Raw genomic sequence first — 15,354 nt, 5'->3', positions numbered from 1 at the left:
AATAGCATGTTGGCATTTATTCCCGAGACCGACTTCGCTGACGAAAGTCTCAACGGTTACTTACTGCGGCTCGCCGAAGAGAATTTTCTTGGATCAACCACTGCCCTGTTGCGCCCAATAGGGATCAGGCTCAAGGCCCAGTATTCGCCCCGGGAACTGCAGGCGATTGCCGAGTATCACGGTCTGGAACTGCAGCAACTGCAACGGCTGGCCAGTTTTCCCACCATTAACGGGTCGCTGGTGACCGGCGCCTTTATGCGTAAGGCCGCGATCGCGGTCTGTCCCGAGTGCCTTGGGCAAGCAGACTACATCCGGCAGGCTTGGCACCATGAGTTGTTTACGGCCTGCCCAACACATCGAGTACTGCTGATGGAGCAATGCCCCGAGTGCGACGCGCCAGCAGAGCTCAATCGCGGCGCGGTGTCTCGCTGTCGTTGCGGCTATGCGCTGAGCGAGGCTCGTGGACGCCCTGCCGACGCGGCGAATTTGTTCATCTCGTCGGTGTTGCTGGCGGAGCCCAGCCGTCCGTGCGTGCTGAGCGGTCTGAGCGATGAGCCGGGCGTGCCAGAGGATGTCGACAAGTTTCTCCTGTTCCTGGCGAACTTGACCCTGCCGACACCGCAGCGCAAAAACGCCGCGATCAGTTTTCACCGAGCGTTGGAGATTAATGAAGCATCCTTTGTGCTGGCAGAGGATCTACCGGAACGCTTTCGTGTCTATGTGCAGAACAAGGTACAGGCGGCTAACCAGCTGAAGTCCAGTCGCTTCGTCCACAACCTCGGCCCCTGGTACAAAGAACTGAATGCAACCTTCACGTCCGCCGCCTACAGCTCGGTTCGAGCCACGGTGTGCAGCGTGATGTTGGAACAGGCCGATGCTCCCATCAACCGCAAAATGAAGTACATCGCTGCCGAACTGTTGGGGCTGAAAAAAACCTTTACCGCCAGCGAGGCGGCGCGCTTGCTGGGCTCCTCCCCAGATCGAATCGTTTCTTTGGTGAAGACCGGACAACTCTCGGGGGAAATCATGAGTGGCGCCGCCGTGGAATTCTGTGTGGTCGATCGGTCGGCGGTGGAAGCGCAGCAGCAGGCCGCCAAGGGCTTGGTCGCTGGCAAGGAACTGCTTAGCCTGCTCAACATCAGCCGCCGCGTGCGTGAACGCTTACTGGCGTCGGGTGTGCTAAACCGCGTGCCTGACAGCGATAAGCCGCTGTTCGCCAAAGGTGATTATCGCGTGGAGGACATCCAGTGCCTGATCGATACTTTGGCCGAAGGCTGTCGCCACGCCGCGTCTGCCTCTACCTTGGGGCTCGAGGACATCAGCGGCAAACGTTTTTCCAGCCAGCAGACCCATGAACTGTACCGGTTGATATTTAGCGGTCAGATCAAGCCCGTGGTGAGTGATGCCGGTATCCAGGGCTTGGCCGCGTTCGGGTTTGATCATGACGAACTGCTGGGTCACCTTCGGCAAGAGCCGACCATGCCTGACCTTAGCATTACCGATCTGACCAAGATCACGCGCTGGAAACACGAAACCATTAAGGCGTGGATTGATAGGGGCTTGCTGCCTGCACGCATCGAGTTCGACGAGGGCAAGCACCGGGTGTTTATTTCCGTGGCGAACCTGGTGACGTTTCTCTCGCGCTATGTGGTGGCGGCAGATGCCGCCGAGCGTTTGGGAAGCAAGTCGATTTGGTTGACCAAGTCGCTCAAAACCAAAGGCGTGTTGGCGCAAGGGGCGCACGCTACCCGCGAAGGCAGCCAGCGTGGCGTTCTGTTGTCCGCCGACGCCTTGATCAATGTCGCCTCCGGTCGGTCGTCCGACTGGGCCCGCCACCCATCACCGGCGTGGGCTGACCCCTCGAGCGCCCCTGGTGGATAAACATAACAGGCACGCGCTGTCCCACTTGGAGACTTAGCCATGAGCGTCCCGGATACCTGGACTGAGCGGCGGATGCAGGAAGCGCTACACAACCCGTTTGCGGCGCCGGTCACGGCCTACCTGACCGATGTGTTGATCAGCAGTTGTTGTGCGGTGGGGGTTATTTATCACGATGCGCGACCGGCTATGCGAAAGCGGTTTCGGGATGGCCAGCGCATTCGTACGTCTGACATCCACAGCGTCTCTCGGGAAGGGCGTTTTTGGGTCATCCGGACAGCCAGCCGGAGCCGCTATGTCGTCGTCAGCTTTCATGCCGATGGCGGAAAAAGATCGTTTATCGATTTTTTGAAGATTCTGTCCAACGGTTTTTACGCCACTCCGGGCCGACTGCAATAACCGGGAGGTAGGCGGATGACAGCGTCGTTCGAGTTGGCGCAGGCACTTGGTAATCGTGGGCTGTGGTTATCCATGACGGCCTTCCTGGTCGAGGTGCGGATCGAGTGTGATTGTGCCTGCGGGCGTGTGTATGCCGATGTGTTGGAACGGATGGCCGACGGTACTGCGTTGTGTACCGCCGAGATCGATAGTCTGGTGATGCGCCAGGGCTATTGGACATTCAAGACTATTGAGGCTGAGTGGTATGTGATCGTCAGCTTCGATGGCCCAGCGGGGCGGCGCTCGTTCTATGAGTTCGCCCGGTTGATGGCCGGTGGCCTTTTTCGCACCCCGACTGCGCTGCAATAACTGAGCACAGACCACTGCCTAGGCCGGTGCCCAGCGATGGTGCCCCGTAGCCGATATCAGGCCCAGGCGGTTGATCATTTAACGGAGGTAAGCGAGATGAGCGAATCGAATCCATTAGCGCAGATGGCCAACTTTTTGTACGGCGCCGGCACGCCGACGGCGGGCCTAGGCCTCAGCCCGGAGGAGGCGAGCCGTGAAGCGCAGCGCCGCTACCCGAACAAACCCTACTGTTTGGTCAGGCAGTGGATGTTGGTGGATCTGCTCATGGCGGATCCGGCGCAGTGGGCTGCTGAGCATCCGGGTAAGGCGCCGCGGCTCGTGTTGGCGCATAACATTGTGTTCGACAGCGCTGGACGCTTTGCGCCGGGCTATTGGGTCAGAAGTACCTTTGAGGTCTCGTATACAGCACCAGGTTTTTTCGAGACAGGCAATACCGTTTATGTACTGCTGGGCGAGGGCTGCAGCAAAGCCGAAACGCTGGAGGTGGTGTTCAGCCTGTATTGAGGCGTCGCCACGGCTTCGCACGTTTTTCAGGCGCTACCGCCACCGATCCGCTTGGCCCACCGGGGCGGCAACACCTCGGCCCAATGCAGTTGGGCGAACGTGCCCGTTCATCATGAGGTCGTACCATGCGTATCTACGTGCTCTCCGATTTGCACCTGGAATTCACCCCGTTCGTGCCGCCCAGCGTGGACGCGGACGTGGTGATCTTGGCCGGTGATATCGATATCGGTACTCGAGGTTTGGTCTGGGCGCAGCGCACCTGCAACTGTCCCATCCTGTATGTCGCCGGCAATCATGAATACTACGGCGGACACCTCAACCGCACGCTGGCAAAGTTGCGGGCGTTGCAAACCCCGCGCGTGCAGGTGCTCGAGCGCGATGAAGTGATCATCGATGGCGTGCGGTTTCTCGGCACAACGGCCTGGACGGACTACGCTGTGACGGGCAATGCCGTGCGCGCCCAATGGCTGGCGCAGGCGCAGATGACGGATTTTCGCCGCATTCGCACCGCCGGTTACCGTCGGGTGCGCCCCTCAGACTTTATGGAACAGAACCATCAGGCCCTGACCTGGTTGCGGCAGCGCTTGGCGATGGCGTATGCCGGCCCCACGGTGGTGATCACGCACCATGCCCCGTCACTGCGTTCGCTGCAAAACAGCCCGTATGCCGGTACCGATCTCGACGCGGCGTATGCCAATGCGTGGGAACGGATGATGGGGCCCACCATTAATCTATGGGTGCACGGGCATGTGCACGAGGCCGAGGATTACGTCCTCGCGGGGACGCGGGTGGTGTGCAACCCGCGCGGTTATCCCGGGGAAAACACGCGCTTTGATCCGGGGCTGCTCATCACGATATGAGCCTGTCGGGGTGTGCCGGTGGCCATCAGGGATTCGAACCGCACTGCGCATAACCGGCACAAGGTTAAACCCGACGGCGGGCATCCCCTGGCGCCGATTGCAACATTTCGGAAGCCCTTACTGGCCGGCCTCGGCGATGTCACTCCGATGCGCCCTGCTATGGCTCGCGGGTTTCCGTTGAAGGGTGAACCGGTGATAGTGGCCCGACGGTAAAACGGTGGAAATCAACGTGTGTTTTGCTAGCGGCTGAGCATTGAGGAGCCGATCATGGAGCAATATGATCGTGGTGTGCTGCTGGAGCAGGTCTGGACTGACCCCGTGTCAGTGGTCGCGCCCAAGTATGGGCTGTCTGACGTCGGACTGAAAAAGTTGTGCGCAAGACTGCAGATACCGACGCCCATGCGAGGGTATTGGGCAAAACGTAAAGCCGGTAAGCGCGTGCCGCCTCAACCCCAACTCCGGGATTACACCGGGCCTGCGAGCTACCTATGGCATCACCCTTCGGTGCCGGCACCACCATCCAAAGTGCCCACCATCGAGTCGGTTGATCCCCGGCTGCAAAGGGTCATCGAATATGAGCAACTGCCGACTCACCGGATACGCGTGGCAGAGCTGCTGACCAATCCCCATGCCTATGTCGTGCAGACGCGGGAGGCGTTGCGTCATCCCGTCTTGGATCAGCGGGGCATGCCCTTCCCCAGTCGTCGTCAGCGGGCACTGGATATGAAGGTTTCGACGGCCATGCAGCCTCGGGCGCTTCGGATTGCTGACGCCTTGATCAAAGCCTTCGAGACCCGGGGGTATACCGTGCTCATGGGTGATCGATGCACAGTCGAAATATTCGGGATACAGATTGGTCTGCGCTTTTTCGAGCCGACCAAGCGTTCGGAGGGCAGTCCACCTCCGCGTACCTTGACGCGAAATGAACACATCCATTGGAGTTCGATATCGTCGTCGCAGTACGTTCCCACAGGCCAGCTTCACGTGTTGGGAGATGCAGGGTATGGCGGGAAAATTATGGACTCCACCCATACGCCTGTTGAGCAGCAACTCAACAAGCTGATCATCATGATGGTTCGGCGCGCCGTCGAGCTGTTGATCGGGCGGGAAGAACGGGCCATTGCTGAAGTGGGGCGTCGGCAACAACGCAATGAAGCCTTAGCCAAAAAGGCGGAGCAGGATGCCGAGCGAGAAAAACTACAGCGGCTTGAAGAGGACGCCCACCATTGGCGACGGGCCAATGCGCTTCGCGAGTATCTTGTCGAGTTAGAAAAAGTAACCTACGGTGCCGGAGCCCCAACGCAAGTGCAGCTCGCCTATTTACAGTGGGCTAAGGCCAAAGCGGATTGGCTTGATCCCTTTATCCATAAGTCGGACGGGCTGCTGGATCTGGAGATTAAAATACCCAACCACTATGGCTGGTAGAGGGCGTTCTCCGTCGGCTGCCCTCGTATTTCACTCAGCACCGTCAGGCCATTGTTCACGAGCGCCGCTACGTTTGGCTTAAGGGCCTACCACTCATATCGTTACTGGTCATGAACATCACCGTTTGTGCGCTGTAGACCCTAGCGAAATGGGCTTCTCAGACCAACGTAGAAAATCGTGTAAGGACGAGACACGGGATTGAATAGAGACCCCATGACTGAATCTGATTCACTGGCACAGTTACAGGCAGAAAATGCCCGATTGATTGCTTTGCTGGAAGCCAATGCTATCGAGTGGCGTCTGCCAGTCGCCGTGTCCGTCGTGCCCATTTCGGTGATCGAGTTGCCCGCCCAGCATCTGGGAACCGAGGCCAAGCTCAAGCTGTTTCAGCGCTTGTTTCGAGGACGAACTGATGTGCACCCACAACGCTGGGAGAGCAAAGCCGGTAAGGCAGGATATTCACCGGCCTGTGCCAATGAATGGCGCCCAGGTGTTTGTCAGAAGCCGAGAATAAAGTGTGGTGACTGCAGCTTCCGCCAATTGGTACCGCTTAATGACCAGGTGCTTTATCGGCATTTGGCGGGCGAAATAGTCGCAGGCGTTTACCCCCTGCTAACCGATGACACCTGTTATTTCCTTGCCGTGGATTTTGACGAGGCCGACTGGCGTGAAGACTTGCTGGGCTTCGCCCAATCCTGTCACGAGCTGGGTGTGCCCGTGGCTTTGGAAATCTCTCGCTCGGGCAATGGTGCTCATGCATGGATTTTTTTCGCTAAAGCGGTCACTGCCCAAGACGCCAGGCGGCTGGGCACGGCGATTATTAGCCATACCTGCGCTCGGACTCGCCAACTCAAGTTGAGCTCGTATGACCGATTGTTCCCGAACCAGGACAGAATGCCGAAAGGCGGCTTCGGCAACCTGATCGCACTGCCCTTGCAAAAGAAAGCCCGCGAGCACGGGTGCAGCGTCTTCGTGGACGATGAACTGAAACCGTATGCCGATCAATGGGCATTCCTGGCCAGCATCCAGCCTATGGCTGTGGAGGATATCGATCCGGCCATCGTGTGTGCGACCGGTCATGCACATCCTCTGGACGTAACATTTGTCGCGGAGGAAGACCAGCCGGAGCCGTGGAAGACCCCCCGCGAACAAAAGCTATCCTGCCCAATGCCGGCAACGTTGACCGTTACGTTGGCCAACCTGATCTACTTCGAAAAGACCGAGCTACCCCAGGCACTGGCTAATCGATTGATCAGGCTGGCCGCGTTTCAGAATCCAGAGTTTTATAAGGCGCAGGCGATGCGTCTGTCGGTCTGGAACAAGCCCCGTATCATCGGCTGTGCAGAGAACTTCCCCAAGCACATCGCGCTGCCTCGCGGTTGCCTGGATGCCGCGTTGGAGCTTTTGAACGATAACGGTATTGCCCCGATTGTTCAGGATGAGCGTTTTGCCGGAGAGCCGATCAACCCTAACTTCGCCGGTTCGTTGCGGGAGGATCAGGAGGCTGCTGTAGCGGCGATGCTAGAACACGATGCAGGCATCCTGTGTGCCCCAACCGCATTCGGCAAAACCGTGGCCGCTGCCGCGCTGATTGCACGCCGGGGCGTTAACACGCTGGTGCTCGTCCATCGAACTGACCTGCTTCGACAATGGCAGGAGCGTTTGCAGATGTTTCTTGGACTCGGCAAAGGTCTCGTCGGCACTATCGGCGGTGGTAAGGCCAAGCCGACTGGGGTGATCGATATAGCCGTGATGCAGTCGTTGTCACGGCAAGGAGAGGTGAGCGATCAGGTGAAAAATTATGGGCAGGTCATTGTTGATGAATGCCATCACCTGTCGGCATTTTCGTTTGAAGCGATCCTTAAAAGTGTTCGGGCAAAATACGTGCTTGGCCTGACAGCCACACCGGTACGCCGTGATGGACAGCACCCCATCATATTTATGCAGTGTGGGCCGATTCGACATACGGCAAGCAGGTCAACAAGTGCCCCGAGTGATTTGATGGTGGAAACTCGACTGTTGCCAGGCCAGATCAATGTGCCCGAGGGCGCGGGTATTCAGGAAGTATTCCGGCATCTGGCTGACAATATTGAGCGTACCCAGCGGGTCACGTTCGAAGTGGAAAAAGCCTTTAACGAAGGGCGTAAGGTGCTGGTGTTGACGGAACGAACGGATCACTTGAGCGCCATTGAAGCGGCACTGGTTGGTCGTGTGCAGAACCTGTTTACCTTGCACGGGCGAATGTCGAAAAAGCAGCGTTTGGCGCTAACGGATGAGTTGGCTGCTCTGTCTCCAGATGCCCCTCGGGTACTCTTGGCCACCGGTAAGCTGGTCGGGGAAGGCTTTGACCACCCTCCTTTGGATACCTTGGTACTGGCGATGCCCATTTCTTGGAAGGGCACACTTCAGCAGTATGCTGGGCGTTTGCATCGGGAGCATGCGAGCAAAGCAGACGTGCGCATAATCGACTTCATCGATGCAGGGCATCCAGCGCTGATGCGAATGTGGGATAAGCGCCAAAGTGGATACCGGGCGATGGGTTACCGACTTGAAGATACCTCCAGCTCAATGGAGCTGTTTCGAGCTTGAGCGATGAGTTCATGGCCTTCAAACGGGACTGCTCAAATCCTGAGCGTTCGGCTCAATCGATCTATTTTGTCGGTTCGGCAGCGGGATCCGGTAGAGCCGTTTCTAGTTCGTCACTTCCCCAAGGTAGTTCAGTCAGCTCGGCGATGGATTGGAATTCTTTCAGGTATTCAGGTTGGTGCTTGGCCAGCCACCGGACAACTGCAGCGTTGGCGAGAAGCTCGGTTAGATAGCCTTTGATGACCGTGAGATGAAGTACATCTGGCCCGTAGTCCTCCTCGACTGTTTTGATCTGCATTTGCAAGGCGGCAAGCTCACGCTCTAGGCGAGCGATTGATTCCGCTGAAATTTGCTGATCTGGAAGGGACTTTCTTGGTACTGCCAGTTGGTCTGATGGCGTGGCAGCCAAAAGGGCTTTAGCAAGCAGGACTGAGAAATTTTTGTTTCCAATCATCAACTCAGCCGCTTCAATTTGTCTCAGTGGTTTCATCTGCCTTAGAAGATTGAATACGTTTGCTGGGCAGTCGGTGTCACCCAGAAGCATTATGGCTTCCGCACAAATGCCATTAAGCAGACGAAACTTCTGCTTGATTGTCTGTGGTGATAACCCAAGGGCTTTACCAAGTCGCTCTGCCGAGACCCCGCGCTCCATCGCGCGCACAATCATTTTGTTGCTTTGTACGGCAGAAAGTTTGTTCGTACGTTTGTTGTAGGAATACGTGTCATCGTCAGTGGCCACGAGACAATCAACGTCTAACTCGCCCAAATCCTTTAGCGCCTCAATACGCAGATGGCCATCAAGTAAAAAATAATGCCCATTGCGGCCAGGAACTGGCGTAACAGCCGGAGGCTCGACCAATCCCACATCCTGGATCGAAGCGAGAATTTGTTGGTACTTGGTACTTTCTTTTACTGCTGGGCGGGAGATTTTAAGGGGCAGAATATTGGCCACTTTGACTCGAACGCACTCGTCCAAAAAAGCATTGGTCGGAATGTGGTTCGGCTTGGGGTTAGTAGACTCGTGTGTTTGGTCAGGCATCACAACCCCCTTCCATTCCAAAGTCGGGCCTGTATCAGTTTCGGCAGTGAGTTCAGATGCTCTGTATAAAGCAGCTTTTCGAAATCACTGACGGATAAGAGATCTTTGATAGCCTGAATGGCGAAAACTACCCGGTCATGGGTAAATGCTGCCTTTTTCACCATCAGGCGTTGTCGTTCGGCCTCCCGTTCGAACAGGCGTCTCAGGTCTGCGGGCGTTATTCTTTTCTTTTTATTCTGGCTACCTGCGCCTAGCGAGCTCCCCCGAACGAGCTTGTCCCTCTTGGCCCGCAGCTCGAGAAGGTGTCGTAGTTTCGTAATTTTCTTTCCTTTTATTCCGCGCTCGTAGGCGTCAGTAAGTACATTTTGAATGTCGCTTTCAGTACTGCGGGCTATGTCTGTGGCCATGCTGAGGGGAATCAGCCCAGTTTCAACCGCCGACAGGAGCTTTTCTTCTCCCCGTTCGAGAAGCCCAACAATCATGCTGACCCATGATGCCGTGGTGCCAATTATTTTTGCGATGTCCGCATCTGACTTGCCCCGCTCCTTTAAACGACCGACCTCGTTCATCAGATCTATCGGGCGGTGATGCCTTCGAGCTACGTTCTCCACCAAACTCATCACAAGACAGTCTTCTTCCACAGCATCAATCACAAATGCTGGAATCTCTTTGGCTTCCAGAGCGAGGAACGCTTCGAGGCGACCTTGCCCGCACACGAGGTCATAGTTGAGTGGCCCTTGGGGCGAGGCTTTTCGGCTTAGGGTGATAGGGCGCTTAAGGCCCACCGTTTTGATATTCTCGATCAGCTCGCGGTGAACCTTCTTGTTTCTCGTGCGAGGGTTCAGGATGTGGATTTGTGAGATGGGAATGAGTGCAACATGGTCACGTACAGTTGATGGGACGGTCATTGGCAAGCCTCTTTCAGGGAGCAACGCGCAGCAAGCCCATCCAGTACATCCAGCGTTGCGAAACGGTAACTGTCTATTAAGGGGCTGTTTTCTTCGGCCATTCTTTTTGGCCACGTCCCCATGTCTATACTGGGAACCAGGTAATAGTCCCGTACTTGAAGGTTTGCTTGTTCCATGCGCACAGCAATTGTGATGTCAGGGGCCAGGCTATTGTCGAATCTGAGTTTCCAGCGAAGCGTTCCAGCCGGTGTGGGTTGGCAACGGGCAATGACCACGGATGCAGTCCATTGATTGTTAACGGTCAGCAGGTCATTCTGATCGCTGAGTTCGACTCTTGCCCCAACGAACTTAAAGTGGTTTAGAACATCTTCAAGAACCTGCGGATGCAGCTGTCTTAGAGACCGATTGATCTCCAAATATCGATAGTCTCGATCTGGTGTATAACCGATAAGGGTGTAGGCACGTAAAAGGCCGCCGAAGCGATTTATATAGATAGTGCTGGAGGGCATGTTGTCCTGCTCGTCGATGAGCATCCCAGACAATGAGCCCGCCCGCTCTAATAGGGTACGAAGCAGCTCAAGCAGTTGTGCGTCATCCAGGCGGTGCGAGCGCTGTAAGATGATTTCGCGTACGCCGGCAAACACCTCCAGTGAAACAATGCCTTGGAATGCGCCATCACAGCGAACCCACTTGTCGGGTGGGTTGCGACTGATGCGTTTGCGTAGCTTGGAGGATGTTTTGTTGTAGACGTTGTTACCAATATATTTCTCGTTGGTCAGCACCTGGTGCACGCTGCCCCGGCTCCAAGGGCGATCAAAGTCGGTGACCAAACCTTCAGCGTTCAGCGCATGGGCAATCTCTCGTTCGCTCATCCCGTTGTGGATGAATTGGTGGTAGATGCGTTGAACCACTTCGATTTCCGCGTCGGGCCCAGGAATTAGGATGACCCTGTCGGTCTGGATGCTCTTTTGTTGGCCCCGTGAGAGTTCTGCCTTGAACTCGCTTTTCTCATCGATCAATGCCCGGCGTAACCCATAGCCTGCTGGCCCACCTTGGTGAAAGCCCTTTTCAACGAGACGGCACTGACCAGCGAAGACTTTTTGGGACAATTCACGGCTGTACTCGCCAGCCATGGATCGTTTGATGCCTTTATATATAGTTGCTAGTGGCGAGCCGTCGTTTTCGAAAGGTTCTGCGCAGTACACCACCCTGATGCCGCTGCTGGTGCATAGGTATTCGTAGTGAGCACTCTCATCTGTGTTCTGAAAACGTCCCCAACGGCTGACGTCATAGACCAGAATGACTTGGAATTGAGTCCTTCCGGTCTGAACATCGTCAAGTAGTGTGCGCAATGCATCCCGACCGCCAATATCTAGGCCGCTTTTCCCTTCATCACGATAGGTGGTAACGATTTCCATGCCATGGCTCATGGCGTATGCATGAATAGCCGCCGACTGGTTTTCGGTGGAGTAGCGTTGATGATCCGTGGACATGCGAACGTATTCCGCAGCCGGAACAGGGCTGTCGGAGGAGTTTTCTGAAGTTATCCGCGTGCTTGGAGAGGGCAAGCAGGCCTCCTTTGGGTCAGGAAAATCCTGGCCCATTCGATTCAGCCTAGGGACGATTTGTGACGTAACAGTGACGAGGCATGACCATCAGTCTGGTGGTGGGGAGGGCTCTCGATATTTTAAAGACGCCAAAAGGCGATGCTCATCAACTTATCGTAGGTGTCTATACGTACAGTTGTTTAAGGTTGATGTTCTTTACGACAGTTATTGAGGGTTTAGCGCTTACGTACCTGCAATTACCAGCGTGCAGTCCTACTTGAATAGGCAAAAATTTTAGTTTAAATTGATCTCATGTTTTGACAATCTGTCAATTTTATACCGGCTGTAATAGTTGGAGGATTAACATTGGCCGAAGTTAGGTTTTAGGCGAATAACTTTTCCCGAAGTGGAAATTAACTTTGTCCAATCTTGTTGTATACCGCTGATATTCCAATGTGTCAAAGTCGGTTAACTTTGCTCACCTACAAGCGGATTCGCCAAACTAAAAAACCAGCGCATTGCGCTGGTTTTTTTTGGGTTTTTTCCTGGATCGAAACGCGATCTCCCCTAAAAAAACGTGGTGTTGTGTTGGATATTAATGTTATATGTGTAACATAAATGCAGTTAATGACACCGCAATAACAATTTTTCAAACGGTGGTGCTGAGATGTCGACCGAAAAGAACAGCTTCCTTCAGTTGCTTGAGCAAGAGTTCTCGAATCTGACGCCTACGGGCAAACGCATCGCCAGCTACCTATTGGGCAATCCGGACCAGCTCCCTTTCGAGTCAGCCGACAGCATCGCGCAGCAGGCTTCCACCACCGGCATTTCCGTGGGTCGTTTCTTTCGTTCACTGGGTTACCAGAATATTGATGAGGTCAAACAGAGCCTGCGCGGCGATGCGCCAGCCTCCTGGTTGATTACCGACCGCATCGGCGCCTTCCGCACTGAAAGCGAGCGCGAAGATGCACTCGACCGTTCCCTGAGTCGCGAGATCGAAGCCATCCGCCACGTCTACGCGCTGGCGCGCACGGGGGTGTTTGCCGACATCGTGCAGCGCATCCATGAAGCTGACGCGGTGTTCATCCTGGGCATCCAGTCGACCCGCGGGATTCTGACCGCATTTCACAGTCACCTGGAGTACATCCGGCCGAAGGTTTACTACGTCGATGGTCTGTCGGGCATCTACGCCGAGACCCTCAATTCTGGCTTTGAAAACCCCTACGCGATCATTTCGGATTTCCGTGCCTACTCAAGCGTGACTCGCACGTTCTGCGACGCGGCAATCGATAACAACCTGCCCATGGCATTGATCACCGACCTGCAATGCCCCTGGGCCCGTGACTATCAGTTGGACCTGTTGCAGCTTAAAACCGATGTCGGGCAGTTCTGGGACTCCCCTGCTCCGCTGGCCAGTCTGTTGAACCTGATGGTGTCGGCCGTCGCGGAAAAATACGGCGACCGCCTGGATGAGCGCCTGACAAAAAATCGCCAATTGCAAAAAGCCTTTGGTCAGTTCGAAGGTTAGATCCATCCCAACCCCAATGGAGTTTTTGCGTGAACAGCAGCCCCCTTGTAGAGATTGATCCCGAGCGTTATCAGGTACAAATCGACCTGATCTACGCCAGCGCCGACAATCTGGCTGGAAAGGTGATCTACCCCAGCGCCCGTTGCCTGCTGCATCGCCAGGCGGCCGACTGCCTGGCCAAGGCCAGTGAGCTGGCGCGGCTGGCGGGCTACACGCTGCGTATCTACGACGCCTACCGTCCGCCCTTCGCCCAATTTCTGCTGTGGGAAGCATTGCCGGACGGTAATTACGTGCGCGATCCACATTTGGGTTCTCACCATAGCCGTGGCGTAGCCGTGGACCTGACGCTGATTGATAGCGATGGGCAGCCGCTGGACATGGGCACCGGCTTCGATGTCATGGAAGAGAAGTCCCACCCGTTCTACCCCGACCTGCCCGTCCAGGTGCAGCGCAATCGTCTGCTCCTGCTGGGGATCATGCTGGCATCCGGATTTCGTGCGATTGACACCGAGTGGTGGCATTACGAACTCCCGGATGCCGACAACTACCCGCTGCTGGAAGACAACCAGACCTCTTTTTCAAGCAACGCAATCACCTGAAAAACGAAACCGCAGAGTTTCGCCAGCACTACCAAAACAACAAATGAGCTTTACCCGCTTCACCTGCAACTGCCCGGTTATAGCTTTTATAAAAAACCTGACGTACTTCCATACATCGAATGATCAAGGAAACCGGCATGACCCCAATGAACACCGTGAGCAGCAAAACCTTCCCACGCAGCAAATTGCTGCTTGGCCTCTTATGCAGCGCGTTGAGCCTGGGCGCTTGGCAGGCCGCCACTGCGGCGACAGCCCCAGACACCCTGGTGATCGGCAAGCCCGCCGACCCACAGACGCTGGACCCTGCGGTCACCTTCGACAACAACGACTGGACCATCACTTACCCGTCCTACCAGCGACTGGTGACCTACAAGACCGATGGAGACAAGAGCAGCACCGAAGTGACCGGCGATCTGGCAGAAAGCTGGACCGTGTCGCCAGACAACCTGGTTTGGGAGTTCAAGATCAAGCCCGGCAACAAGTTCGATGACGGCACGGCCGTGGATGCCAATGCCGTAAAGTTTTCCTTTGATCGTCTGATGACCCTCAAGCAGGGGCCGTCCGGTGCATTCCCGGAGGACATGGTGGTGGCGGTGATCGACCCGCAAACCATCCGATTTACCCTGAAAACGCCATTCGCCCCGTTCCTGTTCACCCTGGCTCACAACGGCGCCTCGATCGTGAACCCGCTGGTAGCCGACAAGGGCGCCGAAGCCAATGCGTGGCTGTCCAGCCATACCGCAGGTTCCGGCCCGTTCCGTCTGAGCAGTTGGCAAAAGGGCCAGTCCGTGACGCTGGAGCCGAACCCGCACTATGCCGGCGCCAAGCCTGCGTTCAAGACGGTGATCCTCAAGACCATCGCCGAGCCGTCAGTGCGCCGCCTGCAACTGGAACGCGGTGACCTGGACATCATTGAAGACATGCCCGAGGACCAACTGGGCGCGCTCGCCACCAAGCCGGGTGTGGCTGTGCGCGAATATCCGTCGCTGCGCGTGACCTACCTGTACCTGAACAACAAGAAGGGTCCGCTGGTCGACGTCAACGCTCGCCGGGCCATCACCGAAGCGGTGGATTACAACGGTATCGTCAAAGGCATTCTCAAGGACAAGGCCAAGCTGCTGAACGGGCCGATCCCGGATGGCATGTGGGCCTACGACAGTTCGCTGCCTGTCATGAAGCAGGATATGGCGGCCGCCAAGAACAGCCTGGCCAAGGCGCCGCAGAAGATTACCACGCTGAACTATATGTACTCCGACAAGGACGCCAACTGGGAACCGATCGGCCTGACCTTGCAGGCGGCACTCGCACCGCTGGGCATCAACCTCAAGCTGGAAAAGACCGCCAACGCTACCCTGCGTGAACGTGTTGGCCAGGGCGATTACGACATTGCCGCCGGCAGCTGGAGCCCGGATTTCGCTGACCCCTACATGTTCATGAACTTCTGGTTCGACTCCAAGATGCAGGGTTTGCAAGGTAACCGTTCGTTCTACAGCAACCCGGAAGTCGACAAGCTGATCCGTGAAGCGGCCGCTGTCAGCGACACGGCCAAGCGAGTCGAGCTGTATCAGACCGCGCAAAAGAAAGTGCTCGACGACAGTGTCTATGTGTACCTCTATCAGAAGAGCTACACCCTGCCGATGCGTGATTCAGTCAAGGGCTACGTGTTCAACCCCATGCTCGAACAAGTGTTCAACCTGGGCAGCATGAGCAAGTAACCCTGCTCCATCGCGCCA

At 56.0% G+C, this 15,354-nt stretch carries 13 protein-coding genes; 10 read left to right on the top strand and 3 right to left on the bottom strand.

Annotation, left to right across the window (positions count from 1 at the left end):
• Nucleotides 1-6: 6 nt before the first annotated feature.
• The 7 genes from AB4N64_RS24915 to AB4N64_RS24885 all read left to right on the top strand — a co-directional run bounded on the left by AB4N64_RS24915 (nt 7) and on the right by AB4N64_RS24885 (nt 8,003).
• Complete coding sequence (locus tag AB4N64_RS24915) at nt 7-1,881, top strand: TniQ family protein (protein WP_460119461.1); 1,875 nt, start codon at nt 7-9, stop codon at nt 1,879-1,881.
• Between the two features lie 39 nt (nt 1,882-1,920).
• Complete coding sequence (locus tag AB4N64_RS24910) at nt 1,921-2,277, top strand: hypothetical protein (protein WP_460119459.1); 357 nt, start codon at nt 1,921-1,923, stop codon at nt 2,275-2,277.
• Between the two features lie 15 nt (nt 2,278-2,292).
• Nucleotides 2,293-2,625, top strand: a complete 333-nt coding sequence (locus AB4N64_RS24905; protein ID WP_460119457.1) for a hypothetical protein — start codon at nt 2,293-2,295, stop codon at nt 2,623-2,625.
• Nucleotides 2,626-2,721: 96 nt separating this feature from the next.
• Nucleotides 2,722-3,129, top strand: coding sequence for a DUF6957 family protein (locus tag AB4N64_RS24900; RefSeq protein WP_460119455.1), 408 nt, complete (start codon nt 2,722-2,724; stop codon nt 3,127-3,129).
• 125 nt (nt 3,130-3,254) lie between these two features.
• Nucleotides 3,255-3,989 carry a metallophosphoesterase gene (locus AB4N64_RS24895; RefSeq protein ID WP_460119453.1) on the top strand — a complete coding sequence of 245 codons (735 nt, stop codon included), beginning with the start codon at nt 3,255-3,257 and terminating at the stop codon, nt 3,987-3,989.
• Between the two features lie 267 nt (nt 3,990-4,256).
• Nucleotides 4,257-5,414 carry a hypothetical protein gene (locus AB4N64_RS24890; protein WP_460119451.1) on the top strand — a complete coding sequence of 386 codons (1,158 nt, stop codon included), beginning with the start codon at nt 4,257-4,259 and terminating at the stop codon, nt 5,412-5,414.
• Between the two features lie 213 nt (nt 5,415-5,627).
• On the top strand, nt 5,628-8,003 hold the full coding sequence (locus AB4N64_RS24885) for a TOTE conflict system archaeo-eukaryotic primase domain-containing protein (RefSeq protein WP_460119449.1): 2,376 nt from the start codon (nt 5,628-5,630) through the stop codon (nt 8,001-8,003).
• A gap of 61 nt (nt 8,004-8,064) precedes the next feature.
• Here AB4N64_RS24885 and AB4N64_RS24880 read toward each other — a convergent pair whose 3' ends face one another.
• From AB4N64_RS24880 to AB4N64_RS24870, 3 genes are read right to left on the bottom strand one after another with little or no spacing between them, the layout of a single operon-like run.
• The gene (locus AB4N64_RS24880; RefSeq protein ID WP_460119447.1) at nt 8,065-9,039 is read right to left on the bottom strand and encodes a plasmid partitioning protein RepB C-terminal domain-containing protein; all 975 of its coding nucleotides are present in this window, start codon (nt 9,037-9,039) and stop codon (nt 8,065-8,067) included.
• Nucleotides 9,039-9,947 (bottom strand): plasmid partitioning protein RepB C-terminal domain-containing protein, encoded by a 909-nt coding sequence (locus AB4N64_RS24875; RefSeq protein ID WP_459730183.1) that lies wholly within the window; start codon nt 9,945-9,947, stop codon nt 9,039-9,041. The genes AB4N64_RS24880 and AB4N64_RS24875 overlap by 1 nt, the downstream gene beginning before the upstream one ends.
• Nucleotides 9,944-11,551 (bottom strand): recombinase family protein, encoded by a 1,608-nt coding sequence (locus AB4N64_RS24870; RefSeq protein ID WP_460119445.1) that lies wholly within the window; start codon nt 11,549-11,551, stop codon nt 9,944-9,946. Before AB4N64_RS24870 ends, AB4N64_RS24875 begins: the two co-directional genes overlap by 4 nt.
• Before the next feature lie 610 nt (nt 11,552-12,161).
• Here AB4N64_RS24870 and AB4N64_RS24865 point away from each other — a divergent pair.
• From AB4N64_RS24865 to AB4N64_RS24855, 3 genes are all read left to right on the top strand, one after another.
• Complete coding sequence (locus tag AB4N64_RS24865) at nt 12,162-13,022, top strand: MurR/RpiR family transcriptional regulator (RefSeq protein ID WP_460119443.1); 861 nt, start codon at nt 12,162-12,164, stop codon at nt 13,020-13,022.
• Nucleotides 13,023-13,051: 29 nt separating this feature from the next.
• Entirely contained in the window at nt 13,052-13,621 is a 570-nt protein-coding gene (gene ddpX, locus AB4N64_RS24860; RefSeq protein ID WP_460119441.1) for a D-alanyl-D-alanine dipeptidase, read from the top strand.
• Between the two features lie 137 nt (nt 13,622-13,758).
• A complete protein-coding gene (locus AB4N64_RS24855) occupies nt 13,759-15,336 on the top strand; it encodes an ABC transporter substrate-binding protein (protein ID WP_460119439.1) in 1,578 nt (525 codons plus the stop codon).
• Nucleotides 15,337-15,354 lie beyond the last annotated feature (18 nt).

This window comes from Pseudomonas sp. S2_C03, assembly GCF_054668405.1.
Note: the sequence above shows the minus strand (reverse complement) of the source record. Positions and strands in the feature narration are given on the sequence as shown.

Coding starts and splice junctions, on each gene's coding strand:
- AB4N64_RS24915 (WP_460119461.1), top strand. CDS start 7: ATGTTGGCATTTATTCCCGAGACCGACTTCGCTGACGAAAGTCTCAAC.
- AB4N64_RS24910 (WP_460119459.1), top strand. CDS start 1,921: ATGAGCGTCCCGGATACCTGGACTGAGCGGCGGATGCAGGAAGCGCTA.
- AB4N64_RS24905 (WP_460119457.1), top strand. CDS start 2,293: ATGACAGCGTCGTTCGAGTTGGCGCAGGCACTTGGTAATCGTGGGCTG.
- AB4N64_RS24900 (WP_460119455.1), top strand. CDS start 2,722: ATGAGCGAATCGAATCCATTAGCGCAGATGGCCAACTTTTTGTACGGC.
- AB4N64_RS24895 (WP_460119453.1), top strand. CDS start 3,255: ATGCGTATCTACGTGCTCTCCGATTTGCACCTGGAATTCACCCCGTTC.
- AB4N64_RS24890 (WP_460119451.1), top strand. CDS start 4,257: ATGGAGCAATATGATCGTGGTGTGCTGCTGGAGCAGGTCTGGACTGAC.
- AB4N64_RS24885 (WP_460119449.1), top strand. CDS start 5,628: ATGACTGAATCTGATTCACTGGCACAGTTACAGGCAGAAAATGCCCGA.
- AB4N64_RS24880 (WP_460119447.1), bottom strand. CDS start 9,039: ATGCCTGACCAAACACACGAGTCTACTAACCCCAAGCCGAACCACATT.
- AB4N64_RS24875 (WP_459730183.1), bottom strand. CDS start 9,947: ATGACCGTCCCATCAACTGTACGTGACCATGTTGCACTCATTCCCATC.
- AB4N64_RS24870 (WP_460119445.1), bottom strand. CDS start 11,551: ATGGGCCAGGATTTTCCTGACCCAAAGGAGGCCTGCTTGCCCTCTCCA.
- AB4N64_RS24865 (WP_460119443.1), top strand. CDS start 12,162: ATGTCGACCGAAAAGAACAGCTTCCTTCAGTTGCTTGAGCAAGAGTTC.
- AB4N64_RS24855 (WP_460119439.1), top strand. CDS start 13,759: ATGACCCCAATGAACACCGTGAGCAGCAAAACCTTCCCACGCAGCAAA.